Origin of the sequence: Cobetia sp. SIMBA_158 (genome assembly GCF_046566945.1) — a bacterium.
Classification (GTDB): domain Bacteria; phylum Pseudomonadota; class Gammaproteobacteria; order Pseudomonadales; family Halomonadaceae; genus Cobetia; species Cobetia amphilecti.
In genome coordinates this window covers 1-264 of the sequence record NZ_JAWJYL010000515.1, presented here as the reverse complement: position 1 = coordinate 264, position 264 = coordinate 1, and the positions used below count along the sequence as shown (strand labels likewise).

Genomic DNA, 264 nt, shown 5'->3' with positions numbered 1-264 from the left:
CGCACAACCTTTTACATTGAGACAGGCGTAAAAGTGGACTTGGATCAAAGCAGCTATCTTGGGATCACAGATTATGAATTAGAAATTGAATATGACAGTGAAAAGGCGTATGAGGCAGATAAATGCTTTTATACACTAACTGGTGATTTGGACATGCCAGCTAATCGAAAAGGGAAACGTTCTCGATTTATCACAAGATTTAAATCGTTATACGGGAAGGAGTAGTCAAGCATGCGGGCTGTTTTGGATCAATCGACTCTCTCA

General features: G+C 40.2%; 1 protein-coding gene. It reads left to right on the top strand.

Annotation, left to right across the window (positions count from 1 at the left end):
- Positions 1-225 (top strand): hypothetical protein (locus tag R2R70_RS20900; protein ID WP_410979035.1); only part of this gene is annotated, 225 nt, incomplete at its 5' end.
- Between the last annotated feature and the right edge of the window lie 39 nt (positions 226-264).